11 protein-coding genes are annotated in these 24,107 nt (G+C 41.3%); 5 read left to right on the forward strand and 6 right to left on the reverse strand.

From position 1 onward, the window contains the following. Positions 1-22 precede the first annotated feature (22 nt). Both ABTV69_RS18495 and ABTV69_RS18500 read right to left on the reverse strand, forming a co-directional pair. Entirely contained in the window at positions 23-12,067 is a 12,045-nt protein-coding gene (locus ABTV69_RS18495; protein ID WP_433831399.1) for a PKD domain-containing protein, read from the reverse strand. A gap of 1,505 nt (positions 12,068-13,572) precedes the next feature. Further along, positions 13,573-15,066, reverse strand: coding sequence for a DUF1254 domain-containing protein (locus tag ABTV69_RS18500; protein ID WP_113678646.1), 1,494 nt, complete (start codon positions 15,064-15,066; stop codon positions 13,573-13,575). Between the two features lie 1,470 nt (positions 15,067-16,536). Between ABTV69_RS18500 and ABTV69_RS18505 the strand changes: the two genes are divergently transcribed. The 5 genes from ABTV69_RS18505 (at position 16,537) to ABTV69_RS18525 (ending at position 20,361) form a co-directional block, all read left to right on the forward strand. After that, entirely contained in the window at positions 16,537-16,872 is a 336-nt protein-coding gene (locus ABTV69_RS18505; protein WP_433836726.1) for a DUF1214 domain-containing protein, read from the forward strand. 449 nt (positions 16,873-17,321) lie between these two features. Next, positions 17,322-17,627 carry an RNA recognition motif domain-containing protein gene (locus tag ABTV69_RS18510; protein WP_433831401.1) on the forward strand — a complete coding sequence of 102 codons (306 nt, stop codon included), beginning with the start codon at positions 17,322-17,324 and terminating at the stop codon, positions 17,625-17,627. A 324-nt stretch (positions 17,628-17,951) separates the two neighbouring features. Next, positions 17,952-18,950, forward strand: coding sequence for a UDP-3-O-(3-hydroxymyristoyl)glucosamine N-acyltransferase (gene lpxD / locus ABTV69_RS18515; protein WP_433831403.1), 999 nt, complete (start codon positions 17,952-17,954; stop codon positions 18,948-18,950). A gap of 18 nt (positions 18,951-18,968) precedes the next feature. Next, positions 18,969-19,217, forward strand: a complete 249-nt coding sequence (locus ABTV69_RS18520) for a hypothetical protein (protein ID WP_331139918.1) — start codon at positions 18,969-18,971, stop codon at positions 19,215-19,217. A 664-nt stretch (positions 19,218-19,881) separates the two neighbouring features. Beyond that, positions 19,882-20,361, forward strand: a complete 480-nt coding sequence (locus tag ABTV69_RS18525) for a response regulator (protein WP_433831406.1) — start codon at positions 19,882-19,884, stop codon at positions 20,359-20,361. Positions 20,362-20,709: 348 nt separating this feature from the next. On the opposite strand, the gene ABTV69_RS18530 is transcribed toward ABTV69_RS18525, so the two are convergent. From ABTV69_RS18530 to ABTV69_RS18545, 4 genes are all read right to left on the reverse strand, one after another. After that, complete coding sequence (locus ABTV69_RS18530; protein ID WP_433831408.1) at positions 20,710-21,183, reverse strand: response regulator; 474 nt, start codon at positions 21,181-21,183, stop codon at positions 20,710-20,712. A 1,090-nt stretch (positions 21,184-22,273) separates the two neighbouring features. Next, the gene (locus ABTV69_RS18535; protein ID WP_091490833.1) at positions 22,274-22,465 is read right to left on the reverse strand and encodes a cold-shock protein; all 192 of its coding nucleotides are present in this window, start codon (positions 22,463-22,465) and stop codon (positions 22,274-22,276) included. 147 nt (positions 22,466-22,612) lie between these two features. Next, positions 22,613-23,122 (reverse strand): response regulator, encoded by a 510-nt coding sequence (locus ABTV69_RS18540; protein ID WP_379813146.1) that lies wholly within the window; start codon positions 23,120-23,122, stop codon positions 22,613-22,615. Between the two features lie 296 nt (positions 23,123-23,418). Further along, the gene (locus tag ABTV69_RS18545; protein ID WP_433831411.1) at positions 23,419-23,805 is read right to left on the reverse strand and encodes a response regulator; all 387 of its coding nucleotides are present in this window, start codon (positions 23,803-23,805) and stop codon (positions 23,419-23,421) included. Positions 23,806-24,107 lie beyond the last annotated feature (302 nt).

Genomic DNA, 24,107 nt, shown 5'->3' on the forward strand with positions numbered 1-24,107 from the left:
ATAAAAGCTCCCTGTATGGAATTTAATTTTTTATATACAAATAACCCGATTTCTCCTGCGTCCTATTTGACCTTTCATTCTGATATTTCAAGGTATAGAAATAGGTTCCATCCGGCAGGCGGTCACCTCTTGAGATTGTTGTCCTTCCGTCTGAATATCCCTGGAATATGTTTCTGTTTGACCCATAACCCGAGGTCTCGAAGACTTTTACTCCCCAGCGGTTATAAATCTCAACACTATTATTTGGATAGCACTCCAATCCCTGTATATGGAATTCGTCATTAATTCCGTCTCCATTTGGAGAGACAGCATTAAACACTTCTATGACACAGTTAACAACATCAACCACTGTTGGATTATCACCTAAAAAATTTTCATCGTCAGAAAGGGCATTTACTTTTGCTCCCGAAGGCGACGTCCCTTCTGCCAAGGCCTGATTAGTGACTGATCCTGCATCGATATCAGCGCGTGTAATTACATACACGGCGCTGAAATTTGTTGCATTAATCTCTTGCGGCGCTAAAGTGATCGGGCTGCCGGACAGCACTATTGCAGGCAGATTATCCGTTATCAATACATTTGTCAAGGTCGTATTCCCCGTGTTTTTAACCTCAAAATTATACCTGATTGTCTCTCCTTCTTCGGCAAATCCGTTGCTGTTCTCATCTATTACAACAGCTTTTTTTATTACAGCAATGCCTGATTCTGCGGTCAATGGGGTGATGCTGCAGGTTGGACAGAGGGGATCTACCGGACATGCGGTACATGGCAGCGGATCGGTTGATATTGCAGAAACATCATTTCCTTTAGGATCTTTTCCTATTGCTTTCGCAAGGTTGTAGACTACTGATCTATCAAGATCAGCCTGCGTTACCATATGAACGGCTGTAAATGTCACGGTATCTGCCGCACCTGGGGCTAATGAAGACAAAGGTCCTCCTGCTACAGCGGCATTATCATCAAGTACGATAATATTGTTCAATATTGTGCTTCCAATATTTATCACTGTAAAAGAATATTCTATTCTGTCGCCGATATCAATTTTTCCGTCACCGTTCCCATCCACATAGGTTCCGTGTTTGGCAAGTGAAATGCCAGCGATATTGTCTGTCGGCAAATCGGTCGAACAGCCTGCAGGATTGGTACATGAAGGATCTGGATTCCCAGGATTATTAGGATCCTCCGGTTTAGAAGGCACCTCCGCCCCCCCATTTGCTGATGCTGTGGCAAGGTTTGCAATTGTTGTTATACCTTTAAGATCTGACGCTGTCTTAACTTTGAAGCTGAAGCTCTGGATCATGTCAACTCCCAAATTGGTAGCCGTAAAAATGACTATTCCGTCTGTAAGTGTCCCCCCGCTTACATAAGTTGTATTTGCTGGTACAGCATCTCTAATTGTTACAGCGTCGATTTTGGCACTTCCTGTATTTTTAACGGTAAGCCTATAGGTTAACTCTTCATTGGCCTGCGCTTTGCCGTCTCCATCTGCATCAAGTACTGTTTTCACTAAGGTAAATACAGCAGGACAATTATCTACATTCAATGTAATTAAATTGCTTTGCTTTGAAGTGCATATTCCATTACTTACCAAAGCACTGTAAGTTCCCGCATCAGAAGCTGATGCCTCTGCTATCACATAAGAGGAACTTACAGCTCCAGTGATTGCTGTGCCATCTTTATACCACTGAAAAATTCCTGTGCCTGCTGCGCTGATTGTTGCACTGTTGCCTGCACATATTGACGCTTGTCCTGATAAGCTGATAATTGGATCTTTTGGTAATGCGTTTATGGTTACAACTACAGCCTTGACTGCTGAACATCCCTCTGCTGTTGTTCCCTTTATATAGTAAATGCCACTGCTGGTTACTGCATTTGCGCTGGCAAGAACTGTTGCAGCTGCAGCATCCGTGAAATAACTAAAGGCCAGCCCTGCTGTACTACCAGTGGTTACAGCTGGCAAGGTCAGGTCAACCGAGGTGCCAGAACATACTGCTGCAGGGCTGGTGATTGCTAAAACCGGTGCTGGATTGATATTTACCTGCACTGGCTTGGTATCCCAACATCCATCTGCTGTTGTTCCCTTAATATAGTAAGTGCCAGCCGCTGTGATGGCATTGGCATTGGCCAGAGGCTGTGTACCTGCCGCATCGCTGAAATAGGAATACGTCAGATCTGCTGTGCTTCCAGAGGTTACTGCAGGCAGAGTCAGGTTCACCGAGGTGCCAGAACATACTGCTGCAGGGTTGGTGACCGCTACAACCGGTGCTGGGTCGATGGTTACCTGTACTGGCTTGGTATCTGAACATCCCACTGCAGTTGTTCCTTTTATGTAATATGTGCCCCCTGTTGCTACTGCATCTGCATTGGCAAGAGCAATAGTGCCCGCCGCATCCGTAAAATAAGCAAAACTCAGGTTTGCCGTGCTTCCAGCGGTTACTGCCGCCGCGGTAAGATCTACTGTCGTACCTGAGCATACTGCCGCCGGGCTGGTAATCACTACTGCGGGTGTTGGGGTTACAATAACAGAGCTTGTCGCATTATCAGAAAAAGTATTAACTCCATTGCTCACGGTAGCCTGCAGGCTGACAACATAAGTGCCTGCCGCCGCATAACTATGTGTAGGGGCCAGATCAGTGCTTGCCGTGGTTCCATCACCGAAAACCCAAATCAGGCCTGTCAAGGAATAGCCTGCTGCTATAGTAGAGGCGCTGGTAAATTCAAACGCATTTCCTACAAGGCACTCATTGGCAGGATACACCGAAATGTCAGCCGCCACATTCGGATTTTTGGTTATCGAAATGGCCTCACTTGCGGCTGCCGTACAGCCATAGCCGTTAGTGACTGTCAGGGCTACTGTATAGCTGCCCGCAACATCATACTGGTGCGTTGGAATAGCTGCTGAAGAAGTGCCTCCATCGCCGAAATCCCAGCTATAGCTCAAACCTGCTACCGCAGAGATTGGGGTAAAGACATACTGGTCATTTGCGTTATTGATCGCATCATAGGTAAATGACGCATCCGGCTGGGGATTGACAACGACGTTTACCGAGCTGATTGAAGAACATCCTGTGGCAGGGTCAGTCCCCTGAATATAATAAGTATCACTTGCTGCGATGGCATCAGCATTGGCCAAAGGCTGGGTACCTGCCGCATCGCTGAAATAGGAATATACCAGATTTGCTGTGCTTCCAGAGGTTATTGCCGGCAAGGTCAGGTCAACCGAGGTGCCAGAACATACTGCTGCAGGGGTGGTGATCGATACAATCGGTGCTGGATTGATGGTTACCTGCACTGGTTTAGCATCTGAACATCCCTCTGCTGTTGTTCCCTTTATATAGTAAGTGCCAGCCGCTGTGATGGCATTGGCATTGGCCAGAGGCTGGGTACCTGCCGCATCGCTGAAATAAGAATATACCAGATTTGCTGTGCTTCCAGAGGTTATTGCTGGCACCGTCAGATCAACCGAGGTGCCAGAACACACTGCTGCAGGGTTGGTGATTGCTAAAACCGGTGCTGGATTGATGGTTACCTGCACTGGTTTGGTATCCGAACATCCCTCTGCTGTTGTTCCCTTAATATAGTAAGTGCCAGCCGCTGTGATGGCATTGGCATTGGCCAGAGGCTGTGTACCTGCCGCATCGCTGAAATAGGAATACGTCAGATCTGCTGTGCTTCCAGAGGTTACTGCAGGCAGAGTCAGGTTCACCGAGGTGCCAGAACATACTGCTGCAGGGTTGGTGACCGCTACAACCGGTGCTGGGTCGATGGTTACCTGTACTGGCTTGGTATCTGAACATCCCACTGCAGTTGTTCCTTTTATGTAATATGTGCCCCCTGTTGCTACTGCATCTGCATTGGCAAGAGCAATAGTGCCCGCCGCATCCGTAAAATAAGCAAAACTCAGGTTTGCCGTGCTTCCAGCGGTTACTGCCGCCGCGGTAAGATCTACTGTCGTACCTGAGCATACTGCCGCCGGGCTGGTAATCACTACTGCGGGTGTTGGGGTTACAATAACAGAGCTTGTCGCATTATCAGAAAAAGTATTAACTCCATTGCTCACGGTAGCCTGCAGGCTGACAACATAAGTGCCTGCCGCCGCATAACTATGTGTAGGGGCCAGATCAGTGCTTGCCGTGGTTCCATCACCGAAAACCCAAATCAGGCCTGTCAAGGAATAGCCTGCTGCTATAGTAGAGGCGCTGGTAAATTCAAACGCATTTCCTACAAGGCACTCATTGGCAGGATACACCGAAATGTCAGCCGCCACATTCGGATTTTTGGTTATCGAAATGGCCTCACTTGCGGCTGCCGTACAGCCATAGCCGTTAGTGACTGTCAGGGCTACTGTATAGCTGCCCGCAACATCATACTGGTGCGTTGGAATAGCTGCTGAAGAAGTGCCTCCATCGCCGAAATCCCAGCTATAGCTCAAACCTGCTACCGCAGAGATTGGGGTAAAGACATACTGGTCATTTGCGTTATTGATCGCATCATAGGTAAATGACGCATCCGGCTGGGGATTGACAACGACGTTTACCGAGCTGATTGAAGAACATCCTGTGGCAGGGTCAGTCCCCTGAATATAATAAGTATCACTTGCTGCGATGGCATCAGCATTGGCCAAAGGCTGGGTACCTGCCGCATCGCTGAAATAGGAATATACCAGATTTGCTGTGCTTCCAGAGGTTATTGCCGGCAAGGTCAGGTCAACCGAGGTGCCAGAACATACTGCTGCAGGGGTGGTGATCGATACAATCGGTGCTGGATTGATGGTTACCTGCACTGGTTTAGCATCTGAACATCCCTCTGCTGTTGTTCCCTTTATATAGTAAGTGCCAGCCGCTGTGATGGCATTGGCATTGGCCAGAGGCTGGGTACCTGCCGCATCGCTGAAATAAGAATATACCAGATTTGCTGTGCTTCCAGAGGTTATTGCTGGCACCGTCAGATCAACCGAGGTGCCAGAACACACTGCTGCAGGGTTGGTGATTGCTAAAACCGGTGCTGGATTGATGGTTACCTGCACTGGTTTGGTATCCGAACATCCCTCTGCTGTTGTTCCTTCTATGTAATAGGTTCCCCCTGCGGTTACCAAAGAAGGATTGGACAACACAGTGGTGGCTGCCGGATCGGTAAAATACTTGAAGGCCAGCCCGGATGTGCTTCCTGCTGTTACGGCTGCTGATGTGAGGTCAACCGATCTTCCTGAACAAACTGCTGCCGGGTTGGTGACCGTTACAACAGGTGTTGGGTTAACCGTCACCGCTACGTTCTGGATTACAGAACATCCCTCTGGAGTGGTTCCTTTTATGTAATAGGTGCCTCCTGCGGTTACTGAAGACGGATTGGACAGCAAGGTGGTGGCTGCCGAATCGGTAAAATAAGCGAAGGCCAGCCCGGATGTGCTTCCCGCTGTTACGGACGCGGCAGTAAGGTCAACCGATGTCCCTGAACATACTGCTGGCGGGTTGGTAACAGCTACTGTAGGTATAGGATTGACGGTTATATGCACCGGACTGATCGCATAACAGCCCTCTGGTGTAGTTCCTTTGATATAATAAGTACCCCCTGTTGTGACTGAAGCTGGATTAGAAAGTAAAATACTGCCTGCAGCATCAATGAAATAAGTAAAGGTCAGATTTGATGCACTTCCCGTTGTAACTGTCGGTTCTGTCAAGTCAACTGAAATACCTGAACATACTGCTGGCGGATTAGTAATGTTTAAAGCTGGTATAGGATTAATAGTTACCACTACATATTGCATTGCTGAACATCCTTCTAGTGTTGTCCCTTTTATATAATAAGTGCCGCCTTCTGCTACTGCCTCGGGGTTGGCAAGGACTGTTGCAGCTTCAGCGTCTGTAAAATAAGTGAAAGTCATATTTGCGGTGCTTCCAGCAGTTATTGAGGGCGCGGTCAAATCTACTGTTGTTCCTGAACATACTGCTGATGGATCGGATGTTACCACTATAGGAGTCGGATAAACCGTTACCGTTACAGGCTGGATTGCTGAGCATCCTTCTGGTGTTGTTCCTTTTATGTAATAAATGCCGCTTGTCGTTACTCCTTCTGCACTGTCAAGTACTACAGTGCCTGCGGCATCTGTAAAATATGTAAAGTTCAGATTAGGTGTGCTTCCTGCAGTTACTTCTGCCGCAGTAATATTTACGATAGTGCCCTCGCATACTGGTGCAGGATCAGTCACACTTACAACCGGTATTGGGTTAATAGTTACCTGAACAGGACTGATTGCAGAACATCCCTCTGGTGTTGTTCCTTTTATGTAATAGGTGCCGCCAGCTGTTACTGCATCTGCATTAGCAAAAGCTGCAGTGCCGGCTGCATCTGTAAAATAAGCAAACGTCAGGTTCGATGTGCTTCCTGCCGTTACTGCCGCTGCAGTCAAGTCCACCGAAACACCTGAACATACTGCTGGCGGTGGCGTTGTTGTTACTGTGGGAGTCGGATCAATTGTTACAGTGACAGGCTCTATTGCTGAGCATCCTTCTGATGTCGTCGCTTTTATATAATAAATGCCGCTTGCCATTACTGCATCTGCATCGTCAAGGACTATTGTGCCTGCGGAATCTGTAAAATAAGTAAAGGTCAGATTGGCTGTGCTTCCAGCTGTGACGGACAGAGCCGTCAAATCAACTGTACCCGAACAAACCGCTGGCGGGTTGTCAATCACTAAAGACGGCGCTGGGTTGATCGTTACCAGTACCGGAGTAATCGCAGAGCATCCTCCCGGCGTTGTTCCCCGAATATAATAAGTGCCGCTTGATGTCACAGCGTTTGCATTGGCTAAAGGCTGCGTGGCAGCCGTATCACTGAAATAAGCAAACGATAGTCCCGCTGTGCTGCCTGCTGTTATATCCGGCGCTGTCAGATCAACTGCTGTACCCGCACAGGCTGCCGATGGGCTGTTGACAACTACAAACGGTGTTGGGGTTACGGTTACCTTCACGGGACTTATCGACGAACATCCCTCAGGCGTTGTTCCCTTAATGTAATAAATGCCGCTTGTTGTTATGGCATCTGCCCCATCCAAAGTTTGCGTCCCATCCTGATCAATAAAATAGCTATATGCCAAATTAGCGGTACTGCCAGAAGTTACTGCTGCTGCTGTAATATCTACTGTAGTGCCCTCGCATACTGCTGGCGGATTGTTAACTGTTACAACAGGAAGCGGATTGATAGTTACCTGCACCGGACTTATCGCAAAACATCCCTCGGGAGTTGTTCCCTGAATATAATAAGTACCTCCTGCTGTTACTGCATCTGGATTGGCGAGGGCCACCGTTCCTGTGGCATCTGTAAAATAAGCAAAGGTAAGATTTGATGTGCTTCCCGAGGTTATTGCCGGTGCTGTCAAATCAATAGGAGAGCCTGAACATACTGCCGCCGGATTGGTAATGGTTACTGCAGGTGTTGCGATTACTAGAACAGAACTCGTGGCATTATCGGTAAAAGTATTTACGCCATTACTGACCGTAGCCTGGAGATTTACAACATAAGTACCTGCTGCCGCATAATTATGAATTGGATTCAATGCAGTACTTACTGGTGCGCCATCGCCAAAATCCCAAATGAGACCTGTTAGCGAATAGCCCGATGCTATGATAGAGGCACTTGTAAATTCAAACGCATTTCCAATAAGGCACTCATTGGCAGGAAACACCGAAATGTCTGCTGTCACATTCGGATTTTTGCTTATGGAAATAGTTTGAGCTGTAACGTCAGTGCAGCCATTGAGATTGGCAGCGGTAAGCGTTATAGTATAGGTGCCCAGTAAATCATACTGATGTGTTGGAACAGCTGCAGAAGAAGTTCCTCCGTCTCCGAAATCCCAGCTATAAGTAACATCTGCGGCGGTAGAGATTGGTGTAAAGGTATACTCGTCATTTATGTTATTGATTGCATCATAGGTAAATGAAGCATCAGGCTGCAGGTTGACTTCTACAGCTACTGGGCTGATTGAAGAACAGCCCGTCGCAGGATCAGTTCCCCTGATATAATAAGTACCGCCTGCTGTGATTGCAGTTGCATCAGCCAAAGGCTGCGTCCCTGCTGCATCGCTAAAATAGGAATAAGTTAAACTTGGTGTGCTTCCTGAAGTCACAGCTGCTGATGTAAGGTCTACGGCTCCTGGTGAGCACACTGGTGCCGGATTGGTAATTGCAACAGTTGGCAACGGGTTTATAGTTATTGTTGCTGCAGCGCTAGACGGACACGGTGCAAATGAATATGAGGCAACAACATTTACAGTATATGTACCTGGAGTACTTGCCGCCAAATCAATCTCACCGCTATTGGGATTTATAACCAGACCGGCTGTTGAGGTGAATGTGAATGCATGTGATGCGCCGAGAAGATTGGATCCTGTCAGCCTGTGGCGGCGCAATACGGGATCTGGAGGGGCTGACCATGTGACTATCAGATCTGGCAATACTGTTCCAGATCCGCAGAAGGGACCGCCAGGATATGTCAGACTTGTATCTGCCGGCGCCAAGTTGCTTACTGCCACCGCTTTTATAGCTGAATCGCATCCTGTAACAGTATCTGTTCCTTTTATATAATACGTGCCTGGAATTGTGACTGCAGCGGGATTGGCCAATGCGATAGCACCTGCGGCATCTGTAAAATAGGTAAAAGTCAAATTTGCCGAGCTGCCAGCGGTTACCGCAGGCAAAGTGAGATCCACAGCAGTTCCTGCGCAGACGGGATCAGGGTCAGTGATTGCTAATACTGGAATGGGATTAACAGATACAGTCACAGCCTTGATTGCGGAACATCCTGCCGCAGTTGTTCCTTTTATGTAATAGGTTCCGCCAGCTGTAACTGCACCAGGCGCACCAAGTGCAATTGTCCCTGCAGCATCTGTGAAATAAGCAAACGTCAGGTTTGGAGTACTTCCAGCAGTTACTGCCGGAGCAGTCAAATCAACTGAGGTCCCCGAACATACTGCCGCAGGAGCATTGGTAACCAATGTCGGAGTCGGGTTAATTGTTACAGCCACACCCTGTATTGCCGAACACCCAGCTGCAGTTGTTCCTTTAATGTAATAAGTTCCGCTTGCCGTCACTGCGCTTGGCGAAGCGAGAACTGCTGTAGCAGCCGCATCTGTAAAGTAAGTAAACGTTAGATTTGCAGTGCTTCCAGCAGTTACTGATGGTGCAGTAAGGTTAACTGATGTACCTGAACACACTACTGGCGGAGGCGCTGTTACCACTGTAGGGCTCGGATTAAATGAAACTGCTACAGCCTTAATTGCCGAACATCCAGATGCAGTTGTTCCTTTTATATAATAAGTCCCCCCTGCTGTTACTGCACTTGGCGTATCAAGAACTGATGTTCCTGCTGCATCAGTAAAATAAGTATAGGTAAGGCCTGCTGTACTTCCAGCGGTTACTGACGATGCAGTCAGGTCGACTGGTGTGCCTGCACATACTTTAGGCGGGGCTGTGGTGACCACTGTTGGCACCGGATTGACTGTTACCGTTACAGGCTGGATTGCGGAACATCCTGCCGCAGTCGTAGCTTTAATGTAATAAGTGCCACTGGCAGCAACTGCCACAGAATTGGCAAGAGCGGCTGTGCCTGCTGCATCAGTAAAATAAGTAAATGTAACACCTGCTGTGCTCCCTGCCGTTACAGCTGCATCTGTAAGATTTACTGTACTAGGCGAACATACTGCAGCAGGATTATTAATAACAAGTGTTGGCAAGGGATTTAAAGTTATAACTAAGCCGGCGGTGTTGGTAGTATTGCAAGGCGCTCCAACAGTCACTGCACAAGTATAATTATTTACTCCTGCACTAAGATCAGTGTAGCTGACAGCCGGACTTTTTAAATTTTGATTTCCTGAATTGATACCTGGACCAGTCCATAAATAGGAAGTTGCACCAGATATATCAACATCTAATTGAATGGTGCCTGAATTTAATTTGCATAATGTTGGATTGTTCAAACCATTTGCAGAGGCTGTCGGTGCACTTGCCACACCAATTTGTGCTGACTGTGTTACAACATTTCCGCATCCATCCTGTACTTTGAAATAATAAGTTCCTTTGCTTAGTGCTGTAAACTGATTTGAGCTTTGAAAAACCCCATATGTTGTCCCTCCGTCTCTACTTAAAGCATACGACAATGCATTATTGGGAGCTGGTGAAATACTGATGGCAGTAATTGTAAGTATTCCGTCAGCTGCGCCGTCACTGCAGACAAAACCTCCAGTACTGCTTCTGTCTACCTTGACAGTATTGCTTGCGTCATAGGTAACCGTTTCAGTCAATACATTGGTATTGCCTCCCTTAATCCGCAGTCCGAAAACGTAGGTGCCGTAATTCAAGCCATTAAACGGGAGTGATGCCGTTGTACTGGCTAAATCTCTTACCTGCCCCACATTTGAAGGCCCTGAAACGATAATGACCTGATAAGCACTGGCTACATCGAAATTACCTTTCATTGTATAATTAAAACCTCCGCAGACCGGTGTCATTGTGCCAGCTGAAAGGGTTGCAACATACCCCTGTACAACTGCATTCATGGATTTCGTACCGCAGGGACCTGTTATGCTAAGCGTATAATTCCCTTTTGGCCAATATCCAGCTGGATCTGTCGGATTTACTCTTGGAAGTGTAGCATTGCCTGTCGAATTTAATGTCACGCTGCCCGTTGTTCCTAAGGGCACCAAAGGATTGCTGGATGCTGTTACAGTATAAGTCAGTACATCCCCTATTTGATAAGGAGTATTGGAAAGTATCAGCAGACCATACCCCAGCACATTTAAATTAGGCTGTACAGCTGACAAAAATTGTGAAGGTGTAAATGAAGGCTCAGCGGGAATAATTATTTGAGATGAGGGATTGCCTAAAAAATTTCCAGTTGTATTTCCCGCTGCATCAATGTAGGTAAAATTATAAGTGGCTCCTGCAGTAAAACCGCTTAAGGTCGCAGGAATACTTGACAATGTCTGTGTAATTACATCGGAAGGATCGGCAGTATTGGTAAAAACCATATCCATCGGAAGGCAGGTCAGCAAATTGGCTCTAACGCTCAGTAAGCCAGTTCCTCCACAATTAGATGTAGTTATGGTTCCTCCATTATATACGTGCCTGATTGGAAATTCTTTTGTGTTGCCGCACTGATCCATCAGTACTACCCTCATATTATTAATGTCTGCGTATATGTCTTCACGGGTAGCTGCGAGCGGCATTTTAAAACTTATAGTCTGCGGTGAAATACCATCCGCTCCTACGGTAGCATTTCCGTCTGTACCAATTCCATATAACTGGCCCTGAAATTTTATTTTCCAACTAAACAATGCTGCATCAGCAGCAGAGATAACAGTACTGTTCGAAATATATTGAAAACCAGCTTCCACCATTATGATTATCGGTGATGAACAGGCAGAAGTCTGGTGTTTAGGATACGCATAGCCTATTCCTAGTTTAAAATCGTTTACAGTTACGGTAGGATTGGTGACAGCTGTTGATCCAGTGACAGTTTGTCCGCAGGCATCTGTAGCACTTACAATGTAACTGCCTGCAGGCTGTGCATTAAAAGCAAAATTAGAAGCGCTTACGGCACCGCTATCCTGAATTATTGAACCAGGAGAAGACTGCAGTGCTATCTTGTAGGTTATCGGTAATTTACCGCCTGTAACCGTAGTTGTTAAAACTGCAGATCCTCCAGAACAGCTGGCAACTTTAGTTGGCGTCGCAATGCTCATCGGCGTATAACCGTCTGAAACTGCTATATTTGCGCTAGTAAAAATCGTACCTGTACTTGTATTGCGCCCTTTAAGCGTATAAGTCCCTGTGGAAAGAGCCTCGAAAAGAGGGTTAGTCGTAAATTGAGCAGGATCATTTGGAATTGGTGCAATCACAACATTATTTTTAAGCAATTGATACTGGGGAGAAGTCCATCCTGCATTGTTGCTGGCCGTGATAGTACCTCCGCCCAGACAGCCGGTTGTACCTGGAGTACCCGATACTGTTTGTGCAGAGGAAAAAATACTTAGAAAAAAAATTAAAATTAGAGTTAATGTAAATTTCGATTTCATAACTATTTTTATATTAAATTATAAACTTTACCACTCAAGCAATCAGGATATCCTTTAAGCAGATATTGGGCAGACTTGATCACTCCTTGCTAGCTATTATCAACTAACTGCGAAGAAAAATCTACCAAAATATCATTGAAGACTTAAAAACAATCATCTATTTCAAAAGCAGACTGCTTATCTAACCTGATTCAAATTTTTAGCTGATCAGCAATATCTTACCTTCCAATACTCTAAATTTTGCGACAAACTTTATATTTATCACTGTTTAATTTTATTATTTGGAATCTGGCTTGGGCAATGAAAATTTAACTAGACATTTTCCTTTGCAGTTATTCATTATATGGCATTAAAATAAGTACCACAACTGCAAAAAAAAATAAAGCCTTAGATCATGTAAAGCACATATTAATAGTACGGGCAAATAAAAAGTGCGAATAGGAATAAATTCAGATGGCGGAAAGAAGATAGAATATGATGTAAGACGACGCAATCAATTTTCTAAATGACAGTGCTGCAATTTTTTGAATTAAAGAACGTTGCAGTACATCTGGGCAATATCTTGCATTATCATATATAGTTAAGGCTACAATTAAAGTAAGTAAGCAATTATTATATTTTTTTTATACAATAACGTTATTTCTTACAAAAGTAAACAAGTAGATAAAAAAAAAACTGTTGCAACAACAATTTCATGTTGCAAATTATAAAATGAAACAATATTTAACATAACTGCTTAGCAATAAAAAAACTAATGCTTTAAGCTTTAAAGCATTTAAGAATCTAGTAATTTTCTTATAAAAATCATAGCAAGGTGTTTAAAAAATAAAATTGAGGCATAAAGCGAGATTAGTATTCATTTTTTAATGATTTTTAAAATTTCATTTTCAATTCAACAAAATCAATTAAAATGACACTTTTAGGTTCTGTCGTATCTATCAAAATCAAATCTAAGAATTTAGGGGATATAAAAGTTAACCCGCCAGCATACAGAATGATTTAAATATAGAGATCCCGGTCTAATCATCTGATTCTTCCGAAGCATATGCACAACTTCAATTCCGTTTAGAGTTCTTTTTGCAGATTAAAAACTTTTAAAACCTAATTCGTTTTTTATCAGCTATTTGACAAAACGATAGTCCTGTTCGATAATAGAGCCAAATAAAGACAATTCTGGCTTAATGACAATAATCTTCTCGAATCCTACATAATATTTGTAGAATTGTATATTAGTTTACTGCCATAAACCAATTTAGTTTCTATAATTTTTACATCAATCCTAACAGAACATCCAAACCAAATTTATAAAGCCAATGAAAGACAGGCACTACATGTAGTAAGCTAATTTCTTTAAATCATCCAGAAATGATGTTGTAATTTGTCCTGTCGAGGTCACAACGCCAAATGGCGCCAATTGAAGACAATTGGCGCCATTTTTTATTTATTTTTACTACATTAATCAACTTAAAATAATTTTTTCCTTTACTTTCTCTTTTTGACTGAAATTAAATTTTTACTACAGACGGAGGCGTCCATTGATTTTTAATTACGGACTGCTTTGGGCCGTAGCATCTGAAATATAAACAGAAATCATCTGCAGGGCTTGGCAGCCAATTGGCTTTTTTGTCCCCTTCCGGCTCCGCATGCTGCACATACAATGTAAGGGAACCATCGACATTGTACTTTAAATCCCGGTTTTTGGTTCCAACCGAATAGCGTTTTATGACATTGGGATAGAAAAAGTGATGCTCGTCATAAAGTGTAAGAGACCAGAAGCCGTCTACAGGCGGAAGGTTACCTTTTGCAAATGTCAGGGTATACTGTTTAGAACCATTCAGTCGAGATCCTTTTGAATCGAGATCCTGATAAAAATACTTTGTTTCTTTACCTGCATTCACCAGTATATTGGATTTTGCTATGGCTGTACGGGTGAAATAATCCGTTCCAAAAGCAGCACAGTTATCGGCAGTGGTCCAGTTCCCTGGAAGAGGTATTCCCCAGTTGCGAAATTGCAGTAATGGATCAACCAGTTCTTTGTCCGCTTTATGGGCTTCATCAATCATCGCTTTTTTCAATGCAGGATCTTTCTTTGCTGCTTCGATCACCGACAGTACCTGTGCGTAACGAGCTTCCTCGCCGGGCAATGGAGGAGCATCTTTCAATACAATAGGAAGCTGATCGAAAAAGGTATCTGGAAAGACCCATTTCGTTTCTTCAGATCCGCCATCTTTTGTCGGCGAACCTAAGGATGGAAGCCTACTCCAGTCCTGCTGTTTCATTTTTCCGTCAAATTTATCCAGAGCATAGACATCAATAGAATTAATTATGGCCTGGACTGCATTTTTATCTGAGGGCGTATCATCCTGAAAAACTCTAGGTACAATAAAGGCTGTGCCTGTTTTGCTGTAAAATACTTTAGTGATTCCTTTAGGCACCTCTCCTTTCCAGTTAGGCCCCGCCAGCATGTAAAACCCTGGTTTTGTACCATACATCTTCCCAAGCTGGGCAAAAGCATCTGTGCGAAGATCCACCACCTGATATACCCAGAAACGCTTGCCAAAATCCGGAACCTGTATCACGACGGGAGTCTCATCAAGAGCGGCAATAGCAGCTCCGTAAACCACATCCTGATTTGGACAGGCAACCCAGCGCTGTTCAGGCTTAATATAATCATGCAACATTGCCAAAGAATTTAATGGCGCAAATGGCAGTACGCCATTCATAAGACCTACTTTTGGTGACTGCTTGAACGCAAGACGTCTGTTGTAAATGTTTTCCATTGGCCAAGCCCAGAAATAGGCATCTCTTGCGACCTGTCTTGCATAAGATTCTGTAATCTTTACATTTACATCGGGGCCATTCGGTACTGAATCCGAAAATTTGCCTGAAACATCAGCATCAGTTTCTGCAGAAGATAATGTTCCATTTTTATCACTTTTATTCTGATTGCACGCTGTCATTGCAAGAAGTACAATGATTAAAATCAATTTGTTTTTCATCTTTTAAAATTTAAAAAATAACTATAGCTTATTTAATTTTTTCTACGTCATTTAGTTTCCACCTCTGATCATACAGCTTTGGAGTTGGGCCTTAAAAGCGGGCTAAAATTTTAAATTTCCCTTTAGGGTCCGTTGGAATTCAATTTGATTCGCCGGATTCAGGTGCAGTTGATTTTAGCAAAAGCATCAACCGCTAGTTGAAAATGTACTGCCAGCATGCACCAAATGGCAGATTCTATTCCTCGTTGATACAAAATCTGTTCCTGAATATTAGCGTGCTTAAAATCTGAAATTGCCGAAACCTTACATAATCTACTAAAAAATAAACAATTTCAAATTATTATACAGTTTAAAGCTACAATATTTTTTTTAAAATACATTAACTTTTATGCACAAGTATAAAAATCAACAACATTAACTAGAGCTTCTCGTCCAAGTATCGTTTTTGCTTATGTCAAGTCATGGCAATTTTTGCTCTGGACTTGGTACTATCATGCCACAAAATGTTAATGAGAATATTAAATAAGTTCAGCAAACCATTCAACTACACATATGTACACAAAATATCGGGAAGACTTATCAAACCATAAAAAAATGAAAAAGATTTATTTAAATACAAGATTGTAATTTATAGAGCCATCGAAAGACAATTTTACCTTAACTTAAAACATTCTTTCAAAATCCTCGATAATAGTTGTAGAATTGTATAGTATTTGATAGAAATAAATCAATTTTTAACCTCAATCGAACGACATTTAATGAGTTAATTAAATATTTTTTATCGTCCAGAAAATAGGCAAATTAAATGTCCAATTCAATTACTTTCTGATTGGATTAAAGCAATATGAAAACACTAGTATCCTTACCAAATTTTAATTTGAATAATCTACGAATTATTATATAATTTTACTAAAAACTGGCTCACTTTCTTCAGGAAGTAATAAATTTTATTGTCAAAAATTTTATTCTAAACCTTTATATCTTAATAAATATAAATATATAGATGTTTTAACATTTTTTAACTTTTAACCCTTACAATACATACAAACCGCTTCCAAATAAAAAATCAAAATAATTATCTTACAAATTCACTTGAAAGTAAGCCAATTTCTTTAAATCATTCATAAAATGGTTTGTAAATTGTTCAGTAAGGGTCACTCAGCCAGATGGCGCCAATTGAAGACAATTGGCGCCATTTTTTTATTTACAGTACTAAACACGCTACCTTTGAGTCATTTTTGCTTTTATTTTCTTTCTTTAAAAAAATGACTAAATTGCTTCAGTGTATATATTTACCTAAAAAGCAACACAAATAGTTAATTTGTCATTCGATAACTTAACAGGACTCGAACCCTTGAATGAAAAGAAACTATGACTAATAATTTCTTTTTTTTAATTATTGCTCAAAGTCAGAATTAGTATTGTTGTTTCATTCTTTCAAATATAATTGTCGCTCGACTAAAGCAAAAAATTGATTTATTCCCTGTTTTAAAGTTCAAGAAAAATGAGCTTACTGAAGCAGAATATTTTTGGAGTGTTACGATGTATAATCTTCCTAAACGTTTTCTTGTGCCAAATAAAATCAACAGATATTCTATAGGAAACAAAACCAAAGGCCTGAAATACGAAACAAATGGAGATTTGGTTATTTACCTGCAGAAAGATTCGCCTGGAAAAGACAAAGAGAGCAATTGGCTTCCGACTCCTCAAAAAGGACCATTTATGTTTGTTATGAGAATTTACGGCCCGGATCCTGATGTAATAAACAATGTATGGAAAATGCCTTTGCCAGAAATTTTAAAGTAAAAGCATTGATATTATTAATCATAAAAATTTGTTGATCTTAGTTTCCATATTTTATTAGCTATAGATTTTGATTAGAATATTTTCAGAATTTACATTGCATAATCATTTGAATCTCCCTTCTCATTTTTTCAAATATTATCATTCCTTGACGGAGGCAAAAAATTGATTTATTCATAAAGCGGATAATAACGTAATACAGCTGTAAAGATTAAAGTAAATACATCGTAAAACTTAGGATCATAGAATTAAATTATTGATTTTCAGTTTTTTTTTACCAAACTTTTTTTTAATAACATGCCTGCGATAAATATATAATGCTATCTTTGCTGTAATTGGTATTCTGCCAATGCTCACTCTGATAAGCAGATCTGTCCATCTTGTAAAATTTGTCCTCCCTTACTCTTCAGTTTAGGCATACAGCCGCCTTAATTTTTAAAACATTTTACATTATGAATATCTTTGTAGCAAAACTGGGGTTTGGAACCTCGGAGGATCAGGTACGCGACGCTTTCGCAGCTTATGGAACAGTAACCTCTGTAAAAATAATTATGGACCCGTTTACAGGTCGCTCAAAATGCTTCGGTTTTGTTGAAATGCCTGACCAATCTGATGCTGAAAAAGCAATAAAAGGCCTGAACAACTCTAAACTGGACAGCCAGACTTTAGTGGTAAACGAAGCCCGACCTAAGCCTGATGTTTTGGACTACAGCTCCAGCAGAGGCGCATCAAATTATTCTAAGGACAGAAGAAGATAGCTGCAGTCTCTGGCAATGCTCTGATCAGAACAGCGGCCAAATCTACATAGAGCTGATGCGTAATGGCTCGTTACTATAATAAATTTCTTTGCTTCAGACACTAATCTGAAACCAATAAATCATAATGCTTCTAGCAGGCATGGAATTAAACTTTACCTTTTTTTTTATAACGGAAATTATCTTTTTTTAAAATCAGAGCTGAAAACCTACCTGCGAAAGGCATCAGGTACAACTGCTGCTGCTTTTTTATAATCATCAATTGTATGGCGGTTGCCAGCTAAATTATAAATTTAAGATACTGCCATACATAATAATCATATTTACATGAAAAAATTTTCAGTACATGAGATCTGCACACATCTTCATGGCATAACTGACGGCAAAACGTCGGCAATGGTATCCTCTGCGGGGAGCCCTGAAACCGCCCAGCCACATCAGATTACTTTTCTCGGAAACAAAAAATTTGAAAGGCTTTGGCCGAAATCCAAAGCTCTTGTTGCTGTTGTGGATAAGAATAGCGTCCTAGATCCCGGCCCCGGCAGGGCACTGATCAAAGTAGACAGTGTTGAGCTGGCTATGTGCCGAGTGCTTGAACTTTTCAGACCTGTGGCTGTTAGGTTTGAAAACAACATCCATCACTCTGCAGTAATTCATAAGTCCGCTGAAATAGGCGATCAAACAAAAATAGGAGCCGGCGTCTACGTAGGCGTAGGATGCAAACTGGAACATAATGTCACTATTTACCCTAACGTTACCGTGCTTGACGGCTGTTTTATCGGTTCTGGAACTGTTATATGGCCTGGGACTGTCATACGTGAAAACTGTCGCATCGGCCTAAGGACAATCATACATTCCAATGCTGTTATCGGTGCCGACGGGTTTGGTTTTGTGAAGTGTCCTGTTGAAGGACTCGTAAAGATCCCCCATATCGGAAATGTTGTTATCGGTGATGATGTAGAAATCGGTGCGGGAGTCTGCATAGACCGCGCAAAATTCGCCTCAACTGTTATTGGAAATGGCTGTAAAATCGATAATCTGGTACAGATCGGGCATAACTGCATTGTAGGCGAGCACTGTATCATAGCAGGAAACAGCGGACTGGCGGGTTCTGTGAAACTTGGCAGAGGCGTGGTCATCGGAGGGGGAAGCAGCATTAAGGATCATGTCACACTTGGAGACGGAGCTACCGTCGGCGGAGGATCGGGAGTAATCTCCGATGTCTGTGCAGGTGATACCGTATTAGGATATCCTGCTCTTAAAGCTGCGGTTACTTTGAAACACTGGGCATCGATCAAAGAAAAAAAAAGTAATCCGATTGTTTAATTTAATATTGAAGGAAATATGGCCGACTCATTTTTCAAAAAAGAAAATAACAAGAAAAAAGCTGTTCTTAAAAAGCAGAAAGCACTCAGGAAGCTTGAAAGAAAAACTAACAACCTCAAGGGCAAAGGTTTTCAGAGCATGATTATCTACGTGGATGAACATGGGCATTTCACATCTATGGCTGCTGAAAGCCGCACGGTCAAAGAAAGCCACAAGAGAATGCTGTCCAAAGAACCAAAAACACCATCTGCTACAGGAAAGAACTAGATGCGGTATACTGCCGGCATGGTTGATGCACTGAGCACTGAGCTGTAAAAATTGACAGATACTCTATCGTCAATAAAACTAAAGGGCTGAAATATGAAGCCAACGAGGATTTGATTATCTACCTGCAGAGCACCTCACCACGAAAGGATAAAGAAAGCAATTGACTTCCCTCTCCAAAAATGAAAATTCATGTTTGTTACCCGAATTTATTGTCCGCAGCATGATGTCATTAGCGGTATCTGGAAAATGCCACTGCCTCAACCAGCGGAATAATTATCTATCAGTAAAACTTTATCTAAGACAAAAAATGAGGATGCAAAAAAAGGCAAATATGAAATGTAGATGATAAAGATTCCATGGATAATAAAAAACATCATGGCAGCCAATAACTTAACGCACATAACAAATTTTCATTGCTTAATTTTTCAAGGCATCATAGTAAGTATTTTTATCACTAGTCTCTTTTTATAGTTGACGACGTTTAAGAAATTTATAGTTTAAAAAAACTTACATAATTCCCATGTTAAACATGGGAATTATGTAAAAAATTTAATCTTATTTTCCTATAGCTCTTGCATTTCCGCGAAATACGGTTTTATGCAGTTAGAAATATGCACTGCTTCAGTAAATCCTTGCTTTGCAATTGACTTGAAAAGCTGTACATTTGATTTATGTTGAATTAATGCAAAAAAATATGGCGCAAAGGTTATTTAATCACATTTTGCTGGCGGACGACGATATAGATGACTGCGACTTTTTTGCCGAAGCAGTCAGGGACCACTTTCCTGATCTGAAACTCTCCATTATGCATGATGGAGCCAAATTGATCAGTCTTCTAGAAAATCCCCAAACTCCTAAATCAGAACTGGTCTTCCTAGATCTTAATATGCCTATTATGTCTGGAGAGGAATGTCTTATAAAAATCAGAAATTCAGATGCCTTAAAAAAGCATATCATTATTGTTTTCAGCACCAGCAGCAATACTGCGGATATCGAAAAAATGTATTCCCTTGGGGCAAATTATTTTATCACAAAACCAGTTGCATACAGCCATCTTCCTATTCTTATAAAAAAAGCATTATCTTTAGTGTCGCAGCCCGATAATCTCCAGCCAGCTTTTGAAAACTTTCACGTCAAGATATAAAGACTCCTTTGGGTCACTAAAAAATGGCGAAAATTAATTAGGCGCATCAATTATCATACTGTGTGCTATTCAATTTTTACATTAATCCAAGAAAAGTCGAGTCCATTCATCATAAAAAAATAATGGATTTTAAACATTTCCGCCACAAAAGCAAAGACAGATTTACACAAAATCTGCCATTCAAAATTTTATGAAAGAATGTTGCCGCATAATTTTCTTCCGTGCATCTATCTGCCTGCAAATTTTCTGCCGATATTCAAAATCGTCTATAAAAGCCAAGCATAATATAACATAAGCAGACTGAAAAAAGCGTGTCTGCGATAGAAATATGACAGCATGCCTAAATATTTAAAATCCAATGTGAAATATCCTGGTGTCTTTTTCAGAAGTCTCCCATTCCATTTCTATTACAGTTCCTGCCAGCTTTTTAAGATCTTTATAATTACTCGGCTTGACAGCATAAAAATCTGCTCCCAGTTCAAATGCTTTTTCGATGCTGGACCTATCGCTGTCAGTGGAATAGATAATGATCTTTGCTTTCATGCCTGATCCGGTTTCCTTCCTGATCGTTTCAATGAAATGAACCATCTCTATGCCAGGCATACCGGTATTGAGAAAAATAAAATCAGGAAAAATATCAGACAATTTAGATAACTGGTCTGTAAGCTGGTCTCTTGTGCTGATCTCTAGAATCTCAAATGGCTGATTTAGGGTCAGTAATGCCTCATGGAGCAGCATTCGGTCGTCCTCATCATGGTCAGCAATACATATAATCTTTTTGGAATTTTCAGGCTCGGGCATTGTATTTAGTTTGTCAGGCAAACATAAAACTATAATCTAAGAATCCGCAGCCGCTTATATTTCTATAATCCTTTGTAAATTTTTAAAAAATGGAATTACATCCGTTATCCGGTTAATAATGTTTAAAGATAGTTCTACCATTATTCCGAAACAATTAAAAGTAAAATAGTTTGACAATTTCCATGCTAAAAATGGGAATTATGTAATTTACTAGTAAGAATTTACGTTTAAAAGAATCAAACACTGATTTGACACCTTTTCTGCCGCCAAATTTTACGGCTTCCAATTTAATGAGAGGGATTACATTTGTGCCACAAAACCTAAATAGCATAAAGTAATTCATAGAGCCAAAGAAAGAGAATCCTTCTTTAAATTAAAACATTCTTTTAAAATCCTCCATAAATTTTGTAAATTTATATATCAGCTTAATACGATGAATCAATTGAGTTTTTACAATTTTTGCATCATCCTACTCAGGACAACCAAACCAGATTCACAACGCCAATAAAAGACAGACACTACATGTAGAAAGACAATCTCTTCAAATCATCCAAAAATGATGTAGTAATTTGTCCTGTCCCCGTCACAAACAAGCCAAAAGGCGCCAATTGAAGACAATTGGTGCCTTTTTTATATAACCTTTCTAATTTTTATTAGTCTAAAGAGCTGAAATATACTTTGTTTTATTATATCAGTATAAAAGCTAAGTGTACAGCAAAGCTGAGAGACAACTCCCTGTGTTGAATAGATAGACATCAATTGGGTTTGAATGGTACATCTCTCCAACACAAAAACAGGGCTCTTTGGCAGCCCTTAGCCCCGATTGCTTCGCCAGTTCGCTTCGCTCGTATGCAGTGAAATCCTTTTGTGCCGGGGTTCGGCACAAAAGATTGAAACGGATAGCGGGAAAAAGCTCCCAAAAAATAATATTACATACAATTGACCCGAGGCTGGGCACAAAAGATTGCTACGCCAGTTCGCTTTCGCTCGGGTGCATCTTACAGCGGGAAAAGCTCCTGAAAAATAAATACTAATAATATATACACCACATCCATAAAACAAAAAAGGCACCTGATTAGAGGTGCCTTTATAAGTTAACTGTGATAGTATATTATGCTACAACTACGTTTACTGCGTTTGGACCTTTACGGCCTTCTTCTACGTCATATCGAACTGCATCGTTTTGAGCGATGTTTTCTGACAGACCTGAAGCATGAACAAAAACTTCGGCCCCTCCATTATTAGGAGTTATGAATCCGAATCCTTTTTCTTCATTGAAAAATTTTACTGTACCTTCTTGCATTTTAATGTATTTAATTGCTCAAAGATAAGATTATTAAAATGGGAACCTATTAATATTGAGGGTTTTATTTTCAAAAGTAATTCTGCATCCCAAAAACAAGGTTAAAAGCGCATTATAATTACAGTACACAATGATAAAGACTATTGTTTAATCCTTATGGGATATATTCTTCTCCGAAACAAAAAATAAACTTACAACCGGTCTTAGTAAAGCTTTTGTCCAGTGCAGGAGAAAGACTTTCTTTAGCAGCAACACAAAGCCGGTAAAAGAATTCGGCTTCTGCACGTACAGATCCGCTCCCTTATCAAATGAATCTTCAATATCTGCTGGGTGGCTCCAAGTGGAGAGCATAACGGCTGGGATGTCCCGAAGCTCTTTATCGCTTTTTATTTCTTCCAGCGCCTTCTTCCCGCCTTTAACAGGCATATTGACATCGATAAAAATAATATCGGGATTGGGTTCGGACTGATCTCTGAGAGTATCCAAGAGCTCCTGCCCGTTTTCAACGGTCGTTACCTCAGAGGGGACCTGCGCCTCATCCAGGGCATCGATGAATAATTCCTGATCGTCTTTATCATCTTCTGCCAGTATAATTTTTACAGGCTCTTTTTCATTTGACCCTTCAGGGGCCAGGTGGTGATTCTCGGAACTTATCATCTCGCAGGGGTTTTAAACTTACCAAATGTACAGAATTAATGCATGCAAAGGTTTTAATAAAGCAGCATTCTTTAAATCAGAACCAGATTGCCTGAGCCAGACTCTGCACACCGCTGAGACCTTAAAAGCCAGTTTGAGGCTATTGTTCTTCCCAAAAAATATGCAGATATTTTTGAAAAACGGGCGCAATAGCTTTGTACTAATAATCTTAGATATGCTCGAAGTGAAAAGATCAATGGCGCTCTTACTATTTGCCGTACTGCCGAAAGTAAAATTGAAATTTTCCGGTACAGATTTTATTTCTCCTCCAGTATATTTTTCAGCAGTGCCGTCAGCTCTATAAAAGTATTGGGTTTACTAATATACCGCTCCGTATCATGAATAATCGACAATTGTGCAGCCGCATTTTCTGAATAGCTGGAATATATAATTACCGGAATGGGTTTGAGCTTTTCGACAGCTCTCATTTTTTCTATAAATTCATTCCCATTTAAAACAGGCATATTATAATCTAAAAAAATAAGATCAGGCAGGATTTTTGCATTTTTCAAAAACTCTAAAGCTTTAACGGGATTTGTTTCTGCCAGGCAGTTAACATTTTTATCCAAAGAATTGATGGCTTCGATAAACACATCGGCATCATCACTATCATCGTCAATCAGCAGTATATTTCTATATAACATGGCGCATAATTATTTATAGTTATTATCTAACCGCTTTTAATTTCACTGAACATGAAAGTTTAATTTCGGCATTTTTTTTTAAGTTGCATTGTTTTAAAGTAGAGATGAAACAGTTATTAAACAGAACTTTTTCAATTGGTAATTTTATGGAGATCTTTGTTTTTTTTATAATTTCAGAAAGCCGCTCGTTTTTTAGCAGCAACCGTCAGAATGCTTTAAGTTTTAACTATTCCCAAAATTAAACCACTCTCACTGCTGCATCTTACACAATACTATTTACGTATTACACGATTCAAACATAA

The sequence above is a fragment of the Flavobacterium anhuiense genome, from assembly GCF_050990855.1.
Lineage (GTDB): Bacteria > Bacteroidota > Bacteroidia > Flavobacteriales > Flavobacteriaceae > Flavobacterium > Flavobacterium anhuiense_C.